Annotated in this window: 13 protein-coding genes; 5 read left to right on the top strand and 8 right to left on the bottom strand. The window is 46.5% G+C overall.

Annotated features, from left to right (window positions below; genetic code table 11):
• Positions 1-739: 739 nt before the first annotated feature.
• Positions 740-4,261 carry an S-layer homology domain-containing protein gene (locus tag BLQ13_RS09385; protein ID WP_167375693.1) on the top strand — a complete coding sequence of 1,174 codons (3,522 nt, stop codon included), beginning with the start codon at positions 740-742 and terminating at the stop codon, positions 4,259-4,261.
• 139 nt (positions 4,262-4,400) lie between these two features.
• Here the strand turns inward: BLQ13_RS09385 and BLQ13_RS09380 are convergent, their stop codons facing one another.
• Positions 4,401-5,153: an MBL fold metallo-hydrolase gene (locus BLQ13_RS09380; RefSeq protein WP_090918415.1), complete on the bottom strand. Its 753-nt coding sequence runs from the start codon at positions 5,151-5,153 to the stop codon at positions 4,401-4,403.
• Positions 5,154-5,284: 131 nt separating this feature from the next.
• Between BLQ13_RS09380 and BLQ13_RS09375 the strand changes: the two genes are divergently transcribed.
• Positions 5,285-5,719 carry an Lrp/AsnC family transcriptional regulator gene (locus BLQ13_RS09375; RefSeq protein WP_090918413.1) on the top strand — a complete coding sequence of 145 codons (435 nt, stop codon included), beginning with the start codon at positions 5,285-5,287 and terminating at the stop codon, positions 5,717-5,719.
• A 20-nt stretch (positions 5,720-5,739) separates the two neighbouring features.
• Here the strand turns inward: BLQ13_RS09375 and BLQ13_RS09370 are convergent, their stop codons facing one another.
• The 3 genes from BLQ13_RS09370 to BLQ13_RS09360 form a co-directional block, all read right to left on the bottom strand.
• Complete coding sequence (locus BLQ13_RS09370; RefSeq protein WP_139168871.1) at positions 5,740-6,249, bottom strand: hypothetical protein; 510 nt, start codon at positions 6,247-6,249, stop codon at positions 5,740-5,742.
• A gap of 213 nt (positions 6,250-6,462) precedes the next feature.
• Positions 6,463-8,319: an ABC transporter ATP-binding protein gene (locus BLQ13_RS09365; protein WP_090918409.1), complete on the bottom strand. Its 1,857-nt coding sequence runs from the start codon at positions 8,317-8,319 to the stop codon at positions 6,463-6,465.
• Positions 8,312-10,054 carry an ABC transporter ATP-binding protein gene (locus BLQ13_RS09360; protein ID WP_090918408.1) on the bottom strand — a complete coding sequence of 581 codons (1,743 nt, stop codon included), beginning with the start codon at positions 10,052-10,054 and terminating at the stop codon, positions 8,312-8,314. The genes BLQ13_RS09365 and BLQ13_RS09360 overlap by 8 nt, the downstream gene beginning before the upstream one ends.
• A gap of 329 nt (positions 10,055-10,383) precedes the next feature.
• On the opposite strand from BLQ13_RS09360, the gene BLQ13_RS09355 reads away from it, so the two are divergent.
• Entirely contained in the window at positions 10,384-11,307 is a 924-nt protein-coding gene (locus BLQ13_RS09355; protein WP_090918406.1) for an S-layer homology domain-containing protein, read from the top strand.
• A 507-nt stretch (positions 11,308-11,814) separates the two neighbouring features.
• Complete coding sequence (locus BLQ13_RS28485) at positions 11,815-11,988, top strand: hypothetical protein (RefSeq protein WP_167375692.1); 174 nt, start codon at positions 11,815-11,817, stop codon at positions 11,986-11,988.
• Here the strand turns inward: BLQ13_RS28485 and BLQ13_RS09350 are convergent.
• The 4 genes from BLQ13_RS09350 to BLQ13_RS09335 form a co-directional block, all read right to left on the bottom strand.
• On the bottom strand, positions 11,985-12,563 hold the full coding sequence (locus BLQ13_RS09350; RefSeq protein WP_090918488.1) for a YdeI/OmpD-associated family protein: 579 nt from the start codon (positions 12,561-12,563) through the stop codon (positions 11,985-11,987). The two genes, BLQ13_RS28485 and BLQ13_RS09350, sit on opposite strands and share 4 nt — an antisense overlap.
• 125 nt (positions 12,564-12,688) lie before the next feature.
• Positions 12,689-13,201 carry a DinB family protein gene (locus BLQ13_RS09345; protein ID WP_090918404.1) on the bottom strand — a complete coding sequence of 171 codons (513 nt, stop codon included), beginning with the start codon at positions 13,199-13,201 and terminating at the stop codon, positions 12,689-12,691.
• Between the two features lie 141 nt (positions 13,202-13,342).
• Positions 13,343-14,266: a helix-turn-helix transcriptional regulator gene (locus tag BLQ13_RS09340; protein ID WP_090918402.1), complete on the bottom strand. Its 924-nt coding sequence runs from the start codon at positions 14,264-14,266 to the stop codon at positions 13,343-13,345.
• Positions 14,267-14,394: 128 nt separating this feature from the next.
• Positions 14,395-15,312, bottom strand: coding sequence for an ArsR/SmtB family transcription factor (locus tag BLQ13_RS09335; protein ID WP_090918400.1), 918 nt, complete (start codon positions 15,310-15,312; stop codon positions 14,395-14,397).
• A gap of 468 nt (positions 15,313-15,780) precedes the next feature.
• Between BLQ13_RS09335 and BLQ13_RS09330 the strand changes: the two genes are divergently transcribed.
• A complete protein-coding gene (locus BLQ13_RS09330; RefSeq protein ID WP_090918486.1) occupies positions 15,781-16,692 on the top strand; it encodes an arabinan endo-1,5-alpha-L-arabinosidase AbnA in 912 nt (303 codons plus the stop codon).
• Positions 16,693-16,702 lie beyond the last annotated feature (10 nt).

The raw sequence follows: 16,702 nt of genomic DNA, 5'->3' as shown, positions 1-16,702 counted from the left end.
GGCAGGCAGTGGCTTTATGATGGTATGCAAGCCACTGAATTGATGCTAAGGCTGGCGTGAGATAAGGTTAAGACTGAAACGACACGAGTGTTTAAGTAGGTTCAATCTGAAATAGAGTAAGTTTGAAGTGGGTAAGTAAGGCCGACGTGCAACAAAAAAACGGTATGCGAATATTCGCATACCGTTTTTTTGTTGCTCCCCAGTAGAGTTCCTTTTCGCCATCCAATTGCGCTAACGATCACAGGAAACCTTATTTAGGCATTTAACGCCGCATTTTAATTCTAACGATCATGAGAGACGTTATTTTAGTAAAAAGGGGTGAAATTCCAGGGAAAAGTGGGCATTTCGCTGAAATAGGGTCCGCTGTGATCGTTAGAATTTTAAAGTGGCGAAAACACTCCAAATAGGGTCTACTGTGATCGTTAGAAAGGCCAGCGAGTAAGTTACATCATACGAATGGATGACTGGAGGGAATCAATATCATCTAATATAAATTAGAAATTGAAATTTTTAGCGAATAAAGTCGAAAAATATCAACTTATATTATATTTTCTATGATAGTATAGCATTATATTCCAGACGTTATCGGCAATACGGGGGTGTTCCGCGTTAAAGCGTCCCGGAGTATACACAGGTGAAAAGGGAGAGCGATGCTATGGAGCGAAGGTTGGTTTTGAGGGTTACAGCAATCTGCTTGATTGTGAGTTTGGTTTTAACAACGTTGGGGAGGGTTCCTGTTGTGTTCGCTGCTCTGGCTAAACCGACAGTTACCTCCAAAGTAGAAAGCATTGAGGTTACCGGCTTTGAAGCCGATGCTGTACTGAAGCTCTACCGGGTCAATGGCGGAGGACTGGTAGCTACGTCTCCACCCGTTACAGGCACATATTTGTTTGAGCAAGTCGTCCCTGATCGGGACGGATATTATGTGGAACAAACAGTGAACGGGGCGACAAGCCCAAATTCTGACTTTGTTAATGCCAGTCTCCGCACTCCGCAAGCGGAAGGTGATGTGGAGCAAGTCAAGGTTACCGATGTTTATCCTGGAGCGGAAGTGAAACTGTATGAATCTAACGGGACACCTGTTAGCATTACTGCTGAAGTACAATCCGAAAACACGGTGTTGTTCAAAAACGTGACAGCAGGAACAGGTTACTATGTTAATCAGAAATTTAATGAAGTCGTTAGTGAAGGTTCTAACCAAGTGACTGTAACTCCAGAAAGGCCTAAAACGGAAGCCAAACTGGAACTGGAACCCGAACAGATTGTAGTCAGCAACTTTCATGAGGGTGCTATTCTAAAGCTGTATCAGGTGAGTAATGGTGAATTAATATCTACTTCGCCTTCCGTTTCCGTGACGGATGTTACGTATACGTTTAAGGCCGTGGTGCCTCAAAAGTTAGGCTATTATGTAACGCAAACATTAAATAACGTAGAAAGTAAAAATTCCGATTTTACGAATTCTATTTTGCGAAAGCCACAAGCCATCGTGGATGCTAATTCAATCAAAGTCAGCAACATTTATCCAGGAGCAGCCGTTACGCTGCACAATCAGGATGGAACTTTATTTTCTGACACGCCTGAGCAACAGGATGGAACGATTATTTTTTCTAATCTAAACAGTCGTTCCTACTACTTTGCGAAGCAAACCATCAATGAAGTTGTCAGGGATTCTGATGTCGTTTACGTATCACCAAACATTCCCGGGCAACCTGTAGCTGAAGGCAAGGAGGAAAGCATTGAGGTCAGCGGTTTTACATCCGGAGCGATCCTGAAACTGTACCGCGCATCGAATGGCTCCCCTGTAGCCACGTCGCCTCCTGTAACACAGAGCCCATACCTTTTTCAATTAGTTGAGCCTCAATCCGGAGGAGGATACTACATTACTCAGACGGTTAACGGAGAGGCAAGTAAGAATTCTGAATTCGTAAATTCCACTTTGCGAAAACCTCAAGCTAGTGCTGATTCCACTTCGGTCACGGTCAGCAATGTATATCCAGGTGCAACCGTTTCTTTATACAATGGAACTGGGGGATTGGTTTCATCAGAGACAGCAGGCATGGGACAGTCAGAAAAAGTAATTTTTACAGGGTTGGAGAAACGAACCGAATATTATGCTGTACAGCAGATCAACGGTGTAGTAAGTGAATCCACCAGCAACGTCGAACTTTCCATCTCCAAGCCTGGCAGTCCGACAGTAGTAACAGGAACGGAATATATTGACGTAAGCGGATTCACCACTGGAGCTGTATTGAAGCTCTATCTGGTAGAGGGCAACGGCATATTGAAAGCTACCTCCGAACCCGTTACAGGAAGCACATATCGTTTTGAAAATGTAATACCTGATAATAGAGAGTACTATGTAACACAAACCATAGACGGTGAAGAAAGTGATAATTCCGTTTTTGTCGGTGTTCAATTGCGGAAACCTGTAGGGAGTGTAGGTATTGGATATCTGGATGTCGATCAGGTTTATGAAGGAGCGACGGTCAGCTTATATCTAACGAATGGTATACCGGTTTCGAATGCGCCTGAACTGCAATCCGACGGCAAAATGCGATTTGACAATCTGCCAGCAGGCGGCGAGTATTATGTGGTGCAAAGTATTAACGGTGTGGTTAGTGAAGCGACACCTTGGTTGAAAATCCCTACCGTTCCTCATGCGCCAAGGAATGTAAAAGCAATCGCAGGCAATGGTCAGGCGACGATCACCTTTGATGTTCCACGTGAGGATGGAGGCAGCCCGATCACTGAATATGAAGTGACAGCTTCCCCAGGTAATATTCAGGTGAAAGGAACTTCAAGCCCAATGACCATAACAGGTCTGACCAATGGCGTAAGTTATACGTTTGCGGTTAAAGCGATTAATGTAGTAGGTAGCAGTCTCGCATCTACTCCTTCCAATACCGTTATTCCTGCGTTGCCTTCAAGCGGAGGTGGTTCAGACAACAGCTCTGGTTCAGGTGGGGTAACGACCGGTGGTACATCATCGACACCTCAGCCGGGTATCAATCAAGGCATCAATGTTTTGGTTAATGGTGTATCCGAACAGATTGGCTTCTTAACTCAAACGACCAAAAATGGTCAAATTGTAAGCAAGGTTAGTATTGATCCAGAAAAATTAAAACAGAAGTTGGCTACCGAAGGTTCAGGTGCTGTGGTTACCATTCTGGTGCCTTCTGGAGCAGATGTTTTGGTTGGTGAACTGGATAGCTCCATGATTCAAGAGATGCAAGCATCCCGCGCGGTTCTGAAGTTACAAACAGATTTTGCAACATACAGCCTTCCTGTCAGCCAGATTTCACTTGATTCACTTGTTAAAGGTTTTGGCGAGGGAACTGCCTTGCAGAGCATGAAGGTACAAGTGGAGATAGGCAAACCTGCTCAGGCGGCAAATGATGCTGTAAATCGCGCTGCGCAACAAAATCAATTTACAGTTGAAGGTGCACCCATTGAATTCGCAGTGAGGGGAGTGTACGGCGATCAATCCGTAGATATCCATCAATTTAACTCGTATGTCGAGCGAACAATCACTCTTGAAAATGGTAAAACCAATTCCGGTATTACTACAGGTGTAGTTGTTAACCCGGACGGAACCGTGCGGCATGTACCTACTCGTATTTCGCTCAGAGACGGACGCTATGTAGCGGTAATCAACAGTCTGAGCAACAGCACGTATGCCCTGATTCTGAATCCCGTTCAATTCAAGGATATGGTTGGACACTGGGCACAGAACACCGTAAATGATATGGGTTCCAGAATGATCATTGAGGGAACAGGTGATGGAAACTATAGTCCGGATCAGCAAATGACCCGTGCCGAGTTTGCCACGATCATTACACGAGCGCTGGGAATTGCACCAACAGCCGTGAATAATATGTTCTCTGATGTACCTCAGAAAGCGTGGTATTCAGCTGCGATTGGTAGCGCCCATGAGTATAATCTGGTTAACGGTTATGCAGATGGAAGCTTTAAACCTGATCGTAATATGACCCGGGAAGAAGCTATGGTTTTATTAGCCAGAGCATTGGAACTGGCAACACCATCCGCAACAATATCAGAGGCACAGGCTCAACAGATTCTTGCGGATCACGGGCTTGAAAAAGGCATATCTTCCTGGGCCGTCAAGAGTGCAGCGCAGATGATTGAAGCAGGTGTGATCACTGGTCGAGGCAGAACTGATTTGGCACCTGATGCATTCGTTACCCGTGCCGAGGTGGCTCAAATGGTCGCACGTTTGCTTGCCAAGGCTAATCTGATTTGAGCAACATGTAAACTAGAGTAATTAACTTAATTTAAAACTGAAGTATCCATAAAAGACCGCATCACCCTAACGAAAGGGGATGCGGTCTTTTATTCAAATATACTCTCTTAAAGCAAAGCCCTTCGCTTACGCCGGTGATTCAAAACTCGAAACTTTCCCCATCCATTGGAATGAGCACTTGGCCTTCCAACTGCTCTTTTGCCAGGTAAGCGGCTAGATCCGCACGTGTTGTCATGCAGTGATTGATCGCATCCATGTGAACGGCGATGAGGTGAGCGGAAGGTGCGGCGCGTTTCACGGCAGCAACGTCGGGTCCGTCCATCGTGATGGGATCACCTTGTAAGAAGCGTGCACCCCCGGCGTTGACTACAATGACGTCTGGTTTATATTGTTTGATTGCTGTCGCAGGCTCATCACACCAGATCGTATCTCCGGCAATGTAGGTGACTGGTTCTTCATCCGCTTCAAGCACAAAACCGGAGACCTTACCCATACGTTTGCCAATCTCCCCTGTACCGTGCTGACCGGATGTACGCGAGAATTGCACCGAATGATGAACATGCTTCACGTCAACAGGCGTTACATCCGTAAATCCCGCTTTTATGAAAATAGGCTCGTCCCCCGGCTGACACAGCAATGGGATATCTTTTTGCAGTTGATTTGCGGCTGCTTCATCCCAATGATCGGCATGGGTATGCGTTACAATCAGCAGATCAGGATTGAGATAATCTGTTTCGGTTTCGGGGAGACTGACTCCAGGATTACGCAGCTCATTCGGCGTGTTTGGAAAAGCGGGCATACTCTCGGCATCCATTAGCATGGGGTCAACCAGAATTTTCAGACCGCCGTATTCCAGCCACAGGGTGGCATGCCGTATCAATTGGATTTTCATTTTATTTGCACTCCTTCGGGTTCTCTCTTAGTATTATCCTATATGTTATACAACCCGATTCACGTCGTACATAACCTGCTGAATGCATATCGGTCCGACTATTTTCAAGGTGAAAGGAATGCTGAGTACCTATGAACGAAATGATAGACGCCACAGATGTACGCATTTTGCAGATTCTGATCCGGGATGCCAAGCGTTCAAACAAGGAGATCGGAGAGGAAGTGCATCTGACAGGACAAGCGGTTGGGGCGAGAGTGCGCAAGTTGCAGGACCTGGGGGTTATTGAAGGGTATACGGTAAAATGGAACCCGGACCGCCTTGGCCTTGGCTTGAAGGCATTTGTCACGGTATTTCTGAACTCTGGCGATAAACATGCTGCCTTTCGTGCGTTTGTGGCAGGGCGTGAGGACATTGTTGAAGTCCACCGTGTCAGTGGAGAAGGTTGTTACCTGATGCGGGTGCAGACAGGGACAACAGAGCAACTCGGTGAACTGCTGGAAGCGCTGCTACCGCTAGGTAATTATAGGGTGAGTTTATCCATTGGAGTGGAGAAATCATCATCCTGAAGGTACTGGCCTGGACAAGTTCAATCCAGGTCAGGACCTTGATGTTCCCTTAACGTCTTTTGGAGAGTAGACAAGGAGGACTGTAGCTCTTTTTTTCCAAACAAATGGTCGGTATGAATGTGGACTCGAGTGCCGTCCTTTAGATACAAGGCGTACATGGGGGAGGCGGATAATTGCCATTTGCTTCGGGCAGGTGTAGCAAGCTCGATCTTGCGAATCTGGTTCCATGGAATATGGCGCTGACCCGCATGGAGAGATTGTTCATCCCATGAGACGAGGATCGCCACGCGCTGAATGGAACGGGTCCAAAACATAAAGAAAAAAGGTCCCACCATCCACATGCCGAGTATGGCAGCCATAGGGTAATAGATTTTTTCCACGCTCTCAGTCTGCCCGGCAACGATGACCCATAAGAGCAATACACATAAGACGAGAAACAGGAAACAAAGGCTCCCTTTCCAGATCGCTGTGATGCGACGATAGCGGATTTCCCCCTGATGGTGTTCCTCAGAAGTTGCAGGCAACATCATCGTCACCTCCTTTCATTGCAGATTCATATGTCAAAAATGCCGCCTGCACGAGCAGAGCGGCCTGTTTGACCTGTGCATCCTATATCAAGTTTACGAGTTCTTGCGGCATTTAGGTAGGGCAGTTTTGAACAATTAGTTAATTTAATCTTAGCGGTTCTAGGGCCGTATGTCCTGTTGAGAGGAATGTTGTAATTCAAACTAACGCTAAAAATATTACCCCAACTTGCTAGGTTGTTGTCCTGCTTCCCGTGCGTGCTGGTACAAATCCGCATACACGCCTTGGCTCGCAACCAACTCCTGATGTGATCCTTCCTCGACGATAGACCCTTGTTCCATGACCAGAATTCGGTCAGCATGCATGACTGTAGACAGGCGATGTGCAATCACAATCGTGGTTCTGCCTTGGGATACGGACTCCAGTGCATGTTGTACAAGTTGTTCGGTGTGTGAATCCAGATTAGCCGTAGCTTCATCCAGAATAAGAATCCGCGGCTGGAATACAACGATTCGTGCAAAAGAGATCAGCTGTCGTTCACCGGCGGATAACCCGCTTCCGCGCTCGGACAGACGGGTGTCATAGCCTTGCGGCAAACGACTTATCATCGCATCTGCCCCAACAAATCGGCATGCTTCCATCGCTTGCTCACGTGTAATATCCTCCCTGAACATTCTCACGTTATCAATAATCGTGCCTGAGAACAGGAAAGGCTCCTGTTGAATCAGCCCAACAATCCGGTGAAGTGTTGCTTGTGGAATGTGGCGAATGTCGGTGCCATCGATTTGAATGCTACCTTGATTGACATCGTAGAAACGATTGAGCAGGGAGATCAGTGTGCTTTTGCCCGCTCCGGTTGTACCTACAATACCGACCATCTCTCCAGGGTACAGGTGCAGATTCATATGTTGAATAATAGGGCGATCTGCTTTGTAACCGAAGGATACATCATTAAAATCAATCTGACCCATCACATGTTGCGGTTCCAGCCGCGAAGCCTGATCCGGGGACGGGTCATGTACTTCAGGCTTCGTGTTCAGAATGTTCCAGATCCGATCCATCGAAACCGTAGTCGATTGAAAGGTATTCCACTGCATTGTAATCTGGTTGATCGGTTGAAAAAACTGACGAATGTAGCTGATAAACGCATACAGCACCCCGACTTGCAAAGACTCACCCAGTACGGCGCGACCACCCAGCCACACCATCATCACCAGCGCCGCGTTACCGAGGATGTCAAACGTCCGGTTAAAAATAACATTGGAACGTGCCTGTGTAATGTTTGCCTCCAGATGAAGGGCGTTCTGTTCTTGGAAGCGTTTCTTCTGCTCTTCTTCTTGGTGGAACGCCTGAATCAGGAACATACCCGACAGGTTTTCCGCCGTAAACGCGATCAGACGGGAAAGGCGTGTGCGTGCATTCTGATAGGCGCTCCGCAGTCTGCGGCGGAACAGGGCAGCCACGACAGCGATGACCGGAAGTACGATGAGTGAATAACCGGCGAGCATAGGATCGAGCTGAAACATGAAAAAGATAATGAGCACCAGCATCATGCCATCCCGAATCAGACTGAGCAATACTTGGGTGAAGAAACTGCTGATCGTTTCCGTATCGCTGGACACATTGGTCACCAGACTGCCGATATGAAAGCGGTCGAAGAAGGACATGGACATTTTGGAAATATGTCTGAACAAATCCTTGCGAATGCGGGAGACGATGCTCTGCCCGACATGTTGCAACAGATTATTTTGTATATAGGTAAAAATAAAACTGATTACAGCCAGCCCCAGAAAAACGGCGGCGAGTTTAACGAGAAACAAGGTGCTGGTTTGACCTACAGCCAGATGGTCATCGATCGCGATCTTGACCAGATAAGGCTGCAACAAATCGGCGGATATGCCGAGCAAGGAGCAGAAAAATATGCCGGCAAAGGCCCAACGATGCGGTTTGGCATAACCCATCATTTCTTTAAATGAAGCACGTTTACTGTGCTGATCGTTGGTGGAGGCCTCCGATTGATCGGTACGTTTAGAATTATGGTTGGTGTGTTTAGGATTCGCATCCGCATCAGACATGATGTAATCCCTCCTCCTGCAAACGATAGGTCGCTGCATACAGCCCTTTGGCAGCCATCAACTCCGCATGCGTCCCTTGTTCAACAATCTGTCCTTCATCCAACACGAGGATGACATCCGCATGACGGACGGCACTGATACGGTGAGAGATGATTAAGGTGGTTTTGCCTTTGCCGATCTTACGCAGACTGCGGAGAATTCCTGTTTCGGTAACGGCATCTACGGCACTCGTACTGTCATCCAAAATTAGGATCTGAGCCTGCTTGATCAATCCGCGAGCGAGACTGGTACGTTGCCGCTGTCCACCAGACAGCGTAAGTCCACGTTCACCCAGCAGGGTATCGAAACGATCAGGGAAACGCACAATATTTTCATAGATCATCGCTTGTTTGGCGCTGTCTTCTACGTCACCCATAGGCGCTTCACGGTCACTGAATGCAATGTTGTCCCGTATGGTGGTGCTGAATAAAAAGCCGTCCTGAGGCACATAAGCGATTTGAGACCTGAGACTGTCCAGTGACAGTTCCCGAATGTCTGTGCCATTGATGAAAATGCTGCCTTCCGGCGGTTCGTATGTACGGAGCAGCAGCTTGACCAGTGTGCTTTTGCCTGAACCTGTTTTACCGACAATGCCAACCGTACGCCCCGCATGAATCTGGAGCTGGATATGTTTTAGCGCAGGCGATGAGCTACCTGGATAATGAAACGTCAAATCGTTGATCTTAATTTCCTGCATGTTCTGCAGTGTCTCTGCCTCAGGGATCTCCTGTACATCGGGTTCTTCACTGAGGAGATCATTCACTCTTTCGAGCGAGGCTCCTGAACGTTGCATCGTATTAATCACGTTACCAATCTGCTGAAGTGGACCCATAATGATTCGCAGATACAAGGTCAGAGCGACAAAGCTACCTAGCGTAATGGAGTTTTGCATCGTTAGAATGCCTCCAACCAGTAGCGAAATTACGAGAGACGTTGCACCGAGCAACGGAAGTGTAGCCTGAAAAAGGGAAGATAGACGAACTAACCGTAGCTGTTTATTTTTGATATCCTCCACGGTTGCGCCAAAACGTGAACGAGCGTTATCCTCGATGGCAAATGTTTTGATGACGCGAATACCGCCAAGCTGCTCCTCCGCAGATTCCGTCATTGTGGCGAGCGCCTCTTGCACATCACGGGAGCGCTTTCGAATCCGTGGGCCGAAGAACACAACCAGGAATGGAATGGCCAGCAGAGGTACAATGCTGATCAGGATCAGTGTCAGCGGAATGCCGCTAAGCAACATCATCACTACACAGGACAATAATAGAAAGGCAGCATTGGTCATCATCGTAACCCCGTTGGATATGGCTTCCCGGACGGAAGTGACATCATTCATAAAATAGCTGAGCAGCTTGCCGTTGCCCTGTTTGGAAAAATAGTGTTCGCTAAGCTCGGAAAACTTGCGGAATATCCGCTCGCGAGTTATAAATTCAAATCGCCGACCCAGTTTCATAATCATGAACTGGCCGGTACCAAACAGCAGGTTGTATGCAATTGCAATTGCAAGTAGCGATAAGCTATAACGGATCACCGTCTGCATCTGGAGTGTATTTTGCAAGAGTTGATCCGTAAAGTTGCCCAGAATACGGGGCAGGGAGGCCTGACCGACATTGGACGCAATAATCAAAAGAACAGCCAGGAGATAGATCGACCAGTTGGATAACACGTAACCGCGCAGCAAACCTTTTTTGGACATAGGTGTGGGTTCTCCTTTGTTACGAAGTCAAGAAAAGGGCAGACACCTGATCGTAGCGTGTCATGCCCTCTTACTTTATGCGAACTTGTTTGTTATTTATCCGTCAACCGATGAATCTTTCTATTTATATTTTCGCGCTAATATGAGTCGTTGTCAACGTACTAGTACAGCTTGAAATAGGCTACCGATACACCGCAAATCATATGCCTTGTTATGAAGTTGTATTCACCAAATGCGAAAAGAACTGAAACATTTTACGAAGATGCCCCGTCTGTAGGGATGAAAAGATGAAAAACAGGTTTTACTAATCATAATGGAGGTGCCAGGAAATGAAACATAAAAAAGGATTGGCTGCAACACTTGCGCTATGCGTTTCTTTGACAGCAGGAGGTGCTTCTGTATTTGCATTTTCCGACATTAAGGATGAAGGCCAGAAGACGGTTGTGGATACTTTGAAATCGAAGGGAATTGTGAATGGAGTAACGGCGGATCTGTTCCGGCCGGATGTTGCTCTGTCCGAACCGCAGGGAATTCAGTTAATTGTTAAAGCATTTGGTTTGAAAAATGCATATGCGGAAGCATCCGCTCAGAATAAAATCAGTCCAGATACCTGGTATGCAGATGCTGTGCAAGCAGCAACTCAGAATGGCCTTTCCGTTCCGGTAGAAGTGAATCCGCAAGGCAAGATGACGCGTGAACAATTTGTTATTTTGCTACATGAGGGAATTAACACGACTGGTAATTATCCGGTAATTATGAAGTATAATGAAGTGAAGGATGAAAAAAAATTAAGTAAGGACGCCATATCTGCGGTCCAGAACTTGCTGAACATGAACATTATTGAACTGGACAAGGACGGAAACTTCCGCCCGGATCAGTCGCTTACTCGTATGGAGGCAGCCAGTATGATTTTCAATGCGCTTGAGTTTGTGGATCAGCATAGTGATGACGGTTCAACTGAACCGGCTCCAACGAATCCCGGTGAAGGTCAGCAAGCCATCGTACCTGCGGTAACGATCAGCAAAGTGGATGACAAAACAAGTAAAGTAACCCTGACGGCTGAAATGCCGCACCCGGGTTACGGATTGAAAATTGTTGAAGTAAAGCTGGAGAAGGATAAACATGCTATTGTCAAATACTCCATCGTGCAGCCTGATCCGGATATGATGTATCCAATGGTGATTACCAAAGTAACGGCAGAAGCTGAAATTCCAACGGGCTACACCGCTGAAGCACAGCCTTCTGGCAAGTAAATCCGCGTGAGGAAGGAAGATCACCTCACCTGCTGCCTGCTAGAGATGATTGAGCCAACTTGAAGTGAACCCAGAACCAAGAAAACCAGAAAACCAGAAAACCAGAAAACCTCTAACTAAGCATATTCTCTATAGAGGGGTGCTAGCCAGTTACCAGTCAAGTGATCTGGTTAGTTATCCAACTGCGGGAAAAGCTTAGGCAGGTGGTTTTCGTATGATCAGGTTGGCCAGTAGTTAATGGCTGGCCTTTTTTTTGTGCGTGGAGAGCCTGAGTGATGAGTGAGCTTGAAGCGCTAACGATCACCACAGAGCTTATTTTGGCGAAAATGAGGTGTTTTAAAATCTAACGATCCTCAGAGAGGCTATTTCAGCAAATCAGGTGATTTTCGCCTAAAAAAGAGCTAACAATCGGTGAATAAGCTTTCTGGTGATCGTTAGAATTTCAGTCAGGCGAAAAACAGCTAAATAGCGTCTCCTGTGATCGTTAGAAAATTAGCAATAGCGTGAATGACGAACAGAAGCTGGGCGGCTCGTGTTATTCAAACAGCAGTTAGCCCGGTGTTATGCAAGCAGCAGAGTGCGTGGTATGATTCAAGCTCTATTTTGAACCAAAATCAACCGGTTGGGTTCTGGGTCGCCATTCGACCGGCTGGTCTGCGAACCAATCCACATGTGCTTTAGTCCTGTAACAACCTCCCGTTATCATGCCACTGACCATACAATTGATTTGCCTGTGTATGTTGGATGAACTTATCAAGTCGGCTTTGAAAGAGAGCAGGCTGCCGTTTAACGCTCTGGATCGTGTCGATGCGTACACGTTGATAGAGGAGAGGAAAAGCTACGAAATGATCATGTACTTGTCTGTCCGCAGTTAACCTCTCTTCAATCTCGGCATCCACAACAAAAGCTTCAGGATTCATGTCGGGCAGAACCTTTCTACCCGCATCTTGCATAAGACCTAGCCTTTCTAATCGGCGCACACGCTCCTTATTGAGCTCTGTCCATGAGCTTTTGCGACTACGTGGAGATAAGCGTTGTAATAACAGGCCATCGGAAGTTTTCTTTTTGACGCCATCAATCCAGCCAAAGCATAATGCTTCTTCAACAGCATCCAGATATAAAAGGGTATCCGGGCGTGGTTTCAAACTCACAGGAACCCAGCAGCAGGACTCTGTAGTTCCGTGCTCCTGTAACCAATTTCTTAACTCTTCCCTGGAGGTAAAGGTGAGTATTCGTTCAAGTGGAACAGACGGCATCATATTCAAGACCTTTCATGTTGCATTGTATCTAACACCTTCAAAGTACAGGATATTTTAGTCCTTCATGCTGAACCATATCCAGGACCTCTTATCAGGCACAATGGATTTCAAGCATTAGAGAATTACTCTGAAGTATTGGAGTTTTCGTACCAGAATCTGGAATAGTCATTCATGACAGAAGCATGGCCGAGCTGACGCAACATGGTGGATATATTACCCCGGTGATAGGTCCCGTGATTCACCAGATGTAAGATGATTTCCGCGAAACGGGTTTGACGCACGCCTGCAAAGGGATTGTCAAGCAGAAGCAACTGCTCCAAATCCGTCTGCTGACTGAACCAAGTCAGGTATTGATTGGATAGTTCGGCATAACGCTCGAAATACTCTTCTATGGTGGCAAACGTTTCCTCGTTACGCGGCATGCAGATTTGTAAAGCTTCAGGCATGCTGGTTCCGGTTAGCACCAGGTACCACATCTGATCTACGGCATTCATATGACTAAGCGCATGAGCGAGGGTAGGAAAAGAACTGTTCACTTCCTGATGCAGCACAGAAGCTGGCAACTCCTGAATGCGTTGCATAATGATCTGCGAAGCCCAAACATGATAATGAACCATTTCTTCTAGGTAATTCATAAAAAATCGTCTCCTTTATTTTGGCGAATGATGGGATGTTGATGGTGCCTCCCTTGTTACTGAAATGAGTATAAAAAAAGAAGTATGACAACAGCGTGTCATACTTCTTCTTTCACTTCACAAGACTCCCATTATGGGGCTTCAATGATTGAGTTTGTCGTAACGTCTCAGTGCATTTCGTAGTTGAGTCTCTAAAACATCCCTCAGTGCTAGAGGTTCCAAAACCTCTGCGCCACTTCCCAAACTCAGCAAAAAAGACCATAACCACGGGGCTTGGAGCGGTTTGTGAACCTGAACGCGCATCGTCATACTGCCGTCCTCATGAAATTGTTTGTCTGCCTGCTGAAAATGATCGAGCGCCTCCGCGAGTGCATCCGGATATACGCGAAATACCACATCTGTCATGATCTCCTGGGTGACAGGGGGAGCGGTGGATGGCTCTTCCATGGAGAGAACATGCGCTTCAAAATGACGGTTGGTCAGATGTACGTTTAACATGCGTGACAGCCGGAATTCCCGATAATCACGCCGGCTTCGGCAATATCCATACACATACCAGCTACGGTATTTAAACTGCAATCGAACAGGTTCAATTTCTCGACTTGTGCGCTCATTCTTGGAATTAATGTAATCAAACTGAACGACATGATGTTCCATGATTCCTGCACGAAGATGCGAAAGCGAGTCAGGCTCAGTTCGATATGTATTCAGGTCTACAGTTAAGTTTGGTCTCTCATGTTGTTCTCCAATGGTCTGCAAACGTTCGATTGTACCCTGTGCACGCACATCGTTAAATACGGTGGAGAGACTGGTCAGCACTGTAATCAAAGCGTCCACATCGTAGGAGCCGAGCAGGCTTTTATCCATTTTATACCCATCCATAATGCCATACCCGCCATTCATTCCCTGATGCGAAACAACCGGAAATCCGGCTGCGCAGATCACATCAATATCCCGATAGATCGTTCTGGGCGATACTTGATATTCCTCGGCAAGGGTAGAGGCAGACAACACCTCGTTATTAAGTAACTTGTATATGATCGAGACTAACCGTTCCAGTTTCAATAGAACCCCACCCGTCATCACTTCTTGTTCAATACAAGTCATAAGTATATCACTAAAAAAAGAGTGCAGATTCGCACTCTTCTAAAATTAGGAGCATCTTCAAACAAAACTTTTCAGCCAGATCCTGTCTAGTCCTCCTGCACGTTATAAAGCACCCGTGCGAGCAAACCTTGGCCGTAATTACCGAAGTTTTTGCCGAAAATCGTCAGGCCGCGTTTGTTGACTGGGCCGTCTGTGACAGCGATGCGGAAGTGAATATCACTTTTGTAATCGAGCCCGATATCATCCAGGGTAACGTCCGAGATTTTGCATCCGTCGATATAACTGCCTTCCTTCGTAATGCGAATCAGCTTCAGCATACCGTATTGATTCAGGTGAGGAGGCCACCAGTCCGGATTAAACGTACCGCGTGTATCGCCGAAATCTCCTGGACTCGTCCAGAGTCCGATCTTTTTGCCATTGATGTAGAAGTAAATATCTGACGGGTAGTTGTCACAGAATCCAGGGGCTTCTGAACCGAGCTCCATGGAGAGTTGAATCTCGCTAAACGTCTGGTTGGGTTTCAGGTAGTTGGGAATTCGGTATTCCAGATATCCTTCCGCTAGCCAAATCATCTCGGCATCGATCCGAAGCGGGTCGGCAAAGTAACGGGGGTCATCAAACTCCCCGATAATGCTGTCTTTCGTAGCAATGCCGCATGTGGGTGCTGCCTGATAATCACTGTAATGCCCAACCTGGATTTCTACCTCGTACCGGTTGTGGATCTCTTGTGAACGCAGGTCAACCATCAACTTTTCCTCGTTAAGATAACAGATCTTCTGAATGCCGTGTTTGCCGACCGCTGTATTAATCTCAATTAATCCGCTTTCCTCCAGCTTTTTGATATGCATTGTGATCGCGCCGTTACTAAGTCCAAGCTTGGTTGCGAGGTCATTGAGATTAAGACTTTGGTTTCTGGCCAGCAACTCAATAATCTGAATGCGAATTTCGGAGCTGAGTGCTTTGAAAATGTTCACACCTGACATCAGATCTTTAATATAAATCATAGGTGGATGTCCTTTCCCCGTTCTGAACAAAGCCTATTTACACAGACTCTTGCACATTTGACTGTTTTATTTCAGATAATTATAAATCATTACATGCTCGAAAGAAAGAGCGGAGAAAAGTGAGATATACCCTATATAAACAATGAAATTTTTAAAGCCTATATGAGATTTTATCCCCACATACTTAAAATAAAAACTTAAATTAATTCATGTATATTTGAAATATACCATTGAATTGTAATGTAACCGCTTTTATAATCCTATTATACTTAAATTGATTTAATACTTCATGAACCAAAGCAACCATTTAATCAGGAGAGGCGGCGTTCCGGTATGGAAAAGTTCAGTTCATGGAAGAAGTTAAGGAGTTTAGAGTGGAAGAAGTTGAAGAGGATGGAGTGGAAGACAGGCTTGAACAGCTCGAAGTTCTCCTCCAAAAGGCGTTGGTTTTTACCTGCATTGTTGGTGATGGTGTTAGTGCTTGCAGGACAGTCTCGGGCTTTAGCCGCGTTTTGGAATCTATCGGGAGACATTGCCGTTCATGATCCGACGATCATCAAAGAGGGCAATTCCTGGTACACCTTTTCCACGGGTCCAGGTATTCAGGTGCTGAAATCCGATAACGGAACGTCGTGGTATCGTGTGCCGCAGATTTTTCTAAGTGAACCGGCCTGGTGGAATTCGGCTGTCCCTGCACAGAAAGACCTGGATGTATGGGCACCGGACGTACAACGGTATAACGGCAAGGTTTGGCTCTATTATTCCATCTCGACCTTTGGTTCCAACAGGTCTGCCATTGGGTTAGCGTCCGCAAACAGCGTTGGCGCGGGGCAATGGAAAGATGAAGGGCTTGTACTGCAATCCAATACATCGAATAACTACAACGCTATTGATCCGGAACTGGTTATTGATGCTTCGGGTAATCCATGGCTGGCCTTTGGTTCGTTCTGGAGCGGTCTGAAAATTGTGAAACTGGACAAAAACACGATGAAACCGACAGGTAACATCTCCTCGATTGCAGCACGTCCGAATAACGGGGGCGCAATTGAAGCGCCAAGTATCACGTATCGCAACGGATATTATTATTTGTTTGCTTCGATCGACTCTTGCTGTAAAGGTGTGAACAGTACTTACAAAATGGTCTACGGTCGATCCACCAGCATCACAGGTCCTTACGTCGACAAAAACGGAGTAAATATGATGAACGGTGGCGGCACGATTTTGGATACAGGTAATGTGAGATGGAAAGGCCCGGGTGGGCAGGACGTGGTCAACGGCAATCTAATCGTACGGCATGCTTATGATGCAACGGATAATGGCAATCCGAAATTGCTGATTAACGATTTGTTATGGGACGGGAATGGCTGGCCAACGTATTAGTATGATTTTT

This window comes from Paenibacillus polysaccharolyticus (genome assembly GCF_900102085.1).
GTDB classification, from domain to species: Bacteria; Bacillota; Bacilli; order Paenibacillales; family Paenibacillaceae; genus Paenibacillus; species Paenibacillus polysaccharolyticus.
Note: the sequence above shows the minus strand (reverse complement) of the source record. Positions and strands in the feature narration are given on the sequence as shown.

Bases quoted from the DNA above. Each gene is read 5' to 3' on its own strand.
- BLQ13_RS09345 (WP_090918404.1), bottom strand. From the start codon at position 13,201: ATGAATTACCTAGAAGAAATGGTTCATTATCATGTTTGGGCTTCGCAG.
- BLQ13_RS09380 (WP_090918415.1), bottom strand. From the start codon at position 5,153: ATGAAAATCCAATTGATACGGCATGCCACCCTGTGGCTGGAATACGGC.
- BLQ13_RS09375 (WP_090918413.1), top strand. From the start codon at position 5,285: ATGAACGAAATGATAGACGCCACAGATGTACGCATTTTGCAGATTCTG.
- BLQ13_RS09360 (WP_090918408.1), bottom strand. From the start codon at position 10,054: ATGTCCAAAAAAGGTTTGCTGCGCGGTTACGTGTTATCCAACTGGTCG.
- BLQ13_RS09365 (WP_090918409.1), bottom strand. From the start codon at position 8,319: ATGTCTGATGCGGATGCGAATCCTAAACACACCAACCATAATTCTAAA.
- BLQ13_RS09330 (WP_090918486.1), top strand. From the start codon at position 15,781: ATGGTGTTAGTGCTTGCAGGACAGTCTCGGGCTTTAGCCGCGTTTTGG.
- BLQ13_RS09370 (WP_139168871.1), bottom strand. From the start codon at position 6,249: ATGATGTTGCCTGCAACTTCTGAGGAACACCATCAGGGGGAAATCCGC.
- BLQ13_RS09350 (WP_090918488.1), bottom strand. From the start codon at position 12,563: ATGCCGTCTGTTCCACTTGAACGAATACTCACCTTTACCTCCAGGGAA.
- BLQ13_RS28485 (WP_167375692.1), top strand. From the start codon at position 11,815: ATGACGAACAGAAGCTGGGCGGCTCGTGTTATTCAAACAGCAGTTAGC.
- BLQ13_RS09335 (WP_090918400.1), bottom strand. From the start codon at position 15,312: ATGATTTATATTAAAGATCTGATGTCAGGTGTGAACATTTTCAAAGCA.
- BLQ13_RS09355 (WP_090918406.1), top strand. From the start codon at position 10,384: ATGAAACATAAAAAAGGATTGGCTGCAACACTTGCGCTATGCGTTTCT.